At 43.8% G+C, this 4,292-nt stretch carries 5 protein-coding genes and 1 pseudogene; 2 read left to right on the top strand and 4 right to left on the bottom strand.

Translation table 11 applies throughout. The features are described 5' to 3' along the window. The 3 genes from KDK17_RS01530 to KDK17_RS19440 form a co-directional block, all read right to left on the bottom strand. Nucleotides 1-338, bottom strand: a 338-nt coding sequence (locus KDK17_RS01530; RefSeq protein WP_257287189.1) for a hypothetical protein, incomplete at its 3' end; no start/stop codon positions are given. A 224-nt stretch (nucleotides 339-562) separates the two neighbouring features. After that, entirely contained in the window at nucleotides 563-1,825 is a 1,263-nt protein-coding gene (locus KDK17_RS19275; RefSeq protein WP_306670849.1) for a hypothetical protein, read from the bottom strand. A gap of 91 nt (nucleotides 1,826-1,916) precedes the next feature. Further along, the gene (locus tag KDK17_RS19440; protein WP_373690741.1) at nucleotides 1,917-2,135 is read right to left on the bottom strand and encodes a transposase; all 219 of its coding nucleotides are present in this window, start codon (nucleotides 2,133-2,135) and stop codon (nucleotides 1,917-1,919) included. Between the two features lie 168 nt (nucleotides 2,136-2,303). Here KDK17_RS19440 and KDK17_RS01515 point away from each other — a divergent pair, with 168 nt between their 5' ends. Continuing rightward, complete coding sequence (locus tag KDK17_RS01515) at nucleotides 2,304-2,702, top strand: hypothetical protein (protein WP_257253332.1); 399 nt, start codon at nucleotides 2,304-2,306, stop codon at nucleotides 2,700-2,702. A gap of 255 nt (nucleotides 2,703-2,957) precedes the next feature. Here KDK17_RS01515 and KDK17_RS01510 read toward each other — a convergent pair whose 3' ends face one another. Continuing rightward, nucleotides 2,958-3,746: a hypothetical protein gene (locus KDK17_RS01510; protein ID WP_257282469.1), complete on the bottom strand. Its 789-nt coding sequence runs from the start codon at nucleotides 3,744-3,746 to the stop codon at nucleotides 2,958-2,960. 260 nt (nucleotides 3,747-4,006) lie between these two features. Here KDK17_RS01510 and KDK17_RS19435 point away from each other — a divergent pair. Next, nucleotides 4,007-4,210 (top strand): annotated as a pseudogene (locus KDK17_RS19435) (IS1182 family transposase); the annotation flags it as partial. Nucleotides 4,211-4,292 lie beyond the last annotated feature (82 nt).

Genomic DNA, 4,292 nt, shown 5'->3' with positions numbered 1-4,292 from the left:
GCCACTTCGGCGGTGGTCATCACGGGAGCCAGCTGCAAACAGAAATCCGTTTTCATTTGCTCCAGCTCCTTTGTATCCGATACAGCCAGATCATATGTGCCTGAAAGCCCGGAAACTATTCCCGCTGTTTTACAGACACCCCACCATATACCCAGATTGAGCAGGGTAGACAAAGAGACTCCAGCGATGCTTCCCGTTAACTCAAGCCCGTTTGCCACCAGTGCGGTGTCATTAAGAGGCTCAAGAAAATCAAAATCATTTTGTGAGGGGGGGCTGGCCTTTGCCATCGAATAGAGCAAACACAAAAGTAACGGACACAGGTTGAATAACTTATTCATGGTGATTTCCCAGATACAGATACAGTGACTGAACTGGAAATATAGATTCTAAACGAAGCTATGAGTGACAATATCCTTAACTACAAAGTGCGTTGCAAATAAAGTGCGGTGCAAATGAGGCAGCCATCAAATGTTTCCAATAGACTATGCCTTCGGCATAGCCACAAGAGCAGCCGATAGCTGCCAGAGTTCACCGCTGTTCCAGTGGCTGACAGTTGAGTCTGTCAGTTAAACAACGTTGAGAGATAATTCAGGGGCGCATAGAACTTTTTCCACTGAGTCCAGCCAGTCTCTGAAAAGCTTTGTTCCAGTGGATAGCCATAAACAGCGTGGCTTGAAAGACCATTGACAACAGCGAAAGTCAACGCAGGCACCAGAGTGACACCGGCTTTGATAAACGGGTTGTTTGAGCTTATCTTCGAACTGCCCAACATAAGCAAGGCTCCAACTCCGCCTAGGGCTGGGGCTAAGAGTGCGACTCCGGCCAGGGCTGCAACTCCGGCTCCAAGTCCGACTTCGTTCAGGATTCCGACTCCGACTCCGGCTCCGAGTCCGGCTCCGGCTATGGCTCCGGATACAACTCCGGATAAAGCTCCGGATAAAGCCCCGATTCCGTTTAAAACTCCAATTCCGGTTACCGCTCCGAATCCGGCTACAGTGCCGATTACGGTTACAGCACCGATTCCGGTTAATGCCCCGCTTGCGGTTACAGCTTCGACACCGGCCTTTATTTGTCGGTCCTCGTCAATTATTAACTCAGAAATAATGCCCAAGAGGGTACCCACAATCGCTGCGCTGACAGCAGAAGCAAAAATCACTTTTGCTGGTCTGAAGCCTTTATGAGTCATGACTTCATAGGCGATATCCCCTGCCATAAGCCCATTACTCAAAGACAATATTGTGTATCCACCAGCTGCATACCATTCAGTTGAAATGTCTCTTATGCTCATTTTTCTTAGCATGAATGCCGAAATAGCGCTGGCTCCGGTTCTTGATACCGCTTCGGAAGCAAGGTAAGTCAAGACCGCGACAGGGATGCGCTCCCTCGTTTTCGTAGTAGTGGTATAAGCTGCCATTACTGCACCGGCAAAATACAAGGGTTTCCACCAATGCTGTTCCAGGGGCCAGGGAGACACGTGCCCGGCCAGCGCCACTTCGGCGGTGGTTATCACGGGAGCCAGCTGCAAACAGAAATCCGTTTTCCACTTATCCGGCTCCTTTGCATCCGACGCAGCCAGATCATAGGTGATTGAAAGCCCGGAAACTATTCCTGCTGTTTTACAGACACCCCACCATATACCAAGATTCAACAGGGTAGACAAAGAGACGCCGGCAATGCTTTTCGTGAACTCAAGCCCATTTGCTACCAGTGCGGTGTCATTAATAGGCTCAAGAAAATCAAAATCACTCTGTGAGGGAGAGCTGGCCTGTACCATCGAATGAAAAAAACACAAAAGCAACAGCAATAGATTGAATGACTTTTTCATGGTCATTTCCCAGTTACAGTTAATGAACAGGAAATATAGACCCTCAATGAAGCTAAAATGACGAAATCCTTAACTAACGTATGTTCGACGCTCAGAAAGCCACAGCCAGACCCTCAGTTAGTACTGAAATATCAATATGAGGCTTTCCGGGTTCTCGGTGACAGGCTATTAGGCCTACTATCAAATTGACAGCAAAGTTGTACAGTGATCGGTGCCGGGTGTACTCTGTCCCAGAGATATTTCTCAGATGATCATTGACACTCTCTATGACTGTTCTTTTTCGTAACATCTCTTTATCAAAGGCTTTCACCCCATAAGTTCATGCCCATGCCGGGCGTACCCAAGAAAATCCACTGAATTTCCTATCGAGAACTACTGATTTAAAAGGCTTATGCGACACATAAATTAATGAGCACACTCTGTATTCATATACTAAGATAATGCCTCCAACCTTGGACAAAAAGTTAGAGGAATAATAATGGTAAATCGTACAATTAAATCCCTTTTATTAATGTTAAGCTCATTGATGGCTTGTTTTTCTGCTGCCGCAAACTCATGGAATGAGGTTAGCCTTGATGATAAAACAGAATTTAATAATAGATGTGAATACAGGATAAAGTCACAAGCATATGGAGGTGGTCAATCAGTTTTAAAAAGTCATGATGTTAATCCAGCAATCGTCAGCTTTTACATAGGCGGGATTCATAACTTGGGATACATTGAAGCAACAGATAAGCACAAGCTTTGCACAGATGCACTTGAAGCACCATCCTATGTAGATGCGGATGGCAATCCTTGTAATTCTTTCTCCGAATTATGCCGTCAAGAATGCTTAGTACTTGACTCAGTAATTTCAATTGAAGAGCTTTGTCAATAATTATCACATCGTAGTAAGCAACCGAAAAAAGCATATGAGCCTTAACTTCGTCAAGGGCAGATAACTGCACCCCGGCAAGAGAATCCAGTTCGAGTGCTCGCCCACATACTGGAAACGCTTTTCAATACACTGAACTCTTTGTCGAAATTGGTCGCCAGAGTGCCACATCAGACGGTTTCCGGGACTTCGCTGCTCACCAGCTGCGCCCCTTCGGCGCGCAGCTGAAGCAGGTCTGTTTGCAGTGAGAGAATCATACTACTGAGTTAGCTCAAGTCTTCGCTGAATAGAGTGGAGCATACGTGGAATATAAAGAGCTACTATTGGGGTTATTATAATGATTACCACTGAGAAGACGGAAGTTGCTAAACTGAGCAATTGTATTGAAACACTTGTTGGATAAATTCTTTTTGGATCATTACCACAAACAAGTAACTTACGATAATTATCAGTTTGAACTTCAGTGAAAGAAATCTCTTCTATTGCACGATCCAGGTCGTCGAAATCTAAATGAGATTTATATAAGTATATTTTCCTTAGAGACCACGTATCATCCGATTTACCGAAAAGCATATTCCTTTTTATAAATACAAATGTGACTCTATCGTTGCTTTGTTTTGTTACATTTCCATGGGCAATAAAAACATCTCCCTTAGATTGGATATCAGTGATATAAATCGGCTTATCTGTGATTTCGCTAACAAAAAACGACATTGGTAACAGTTTTCTTATAACACTTGTATCTTTAAAATTATCGATAAAAAGTGAAAGCTCTTCACCGGAAATATCATAATTACCATTGCGTTTTTCTAAAAGATTCTCAAGAGAGTCATAATCAGAAGAAACGTCTAACAAGCTTTCATTTCTTGCATAACGAATCATTCTTATATTATTAAACAACACATTATTTTCATATCTGTTAACTTCACCAGCGATTGTAAATCCATTTCTGTGCTCTTTGATAAATAGAGAAGAATGACAAACAGATGAAAGTGAATTGCAAACAAATAATGCAATTACTAACATATTTGAAGATAAACTTTTCATGGTTACATACGTCACTCAACGTTTCATAGAGTAGTGGTTAAAATTAGCAAAAGCCTCGGGGATTGCACATAAGAAAAAAACAGAGGACTGCACCTGCGTTGAGCCTACAGAAAAACCTCTGATAAGTCTGAATATCAGGGCTTTTGGAACAGTTGGTTCCTGGCACCTTTGAATACACGTTGGATTATCAGGTCCATCATGAAATCAATACTACGATCTTTCATGATCACTACTAAAATAACGACGGCGGGCGTGCGGCTTATGACCCTGCCATGTTCTCGAAGGCGTTTCTGTTGGCATATTCCCGCGGCCTCACTTCCGGTCGCCGGATTACCGGATTCTGTCAGGCAAACGCGGTACTCATGGCACCGTCTGCTGACAGTCAATCATGCTATACGGCCATTGCTGATTTTATCAGCTGGTTACACGGGCCTCTCAGTCTTCTGATTTTGCAGACTCTGTGAGTCTGTTGGCTGCTGCAACACACCAAATGTTGACATCCTCTCGCCCCTGAAGGAGCGAGATTCCCGTTAGTCACCTAACAGG

The organism is Endozoicomonas sp. SESOKO2, assembly GCF_024606245.1.
Classification (GTDB): domain Bacteria; phylum Pseudomonadota; class Gammaproteobacteria; order Pseudomonadales; family Endozoicomonadaceae; genus Endozoicomonas_A.
The sequence above is the reverse complement of the archived record's forward strand: the minus strand, read 5'-3'. Positions and strand labels throughout refer to the sequence as shown.

Coding starts and splice junctions, on each gene's coding strand:
- KDK17_RS19275 (WP_306670849.1), bottom strand. CDS start 1,825: ATGAAAAAGTCATTCAATCTATTGCTGTTGCTTTTGTGTTTTTTTCAT.
- KDK17_RS01515 (WP_257253332.1), top strand. CDS start 2,304: ATGGTAAATCGTACAATTAAATCCCTTTTATTAATGTTAAGCTCATTG.
- KDK17_RS01510 (WP_257282469.1), bottom strand. CDS start 3,746: ATGAAAAGTTTATCTTCAAATATGTTAGTAATTGCATTATTTGTTTGC.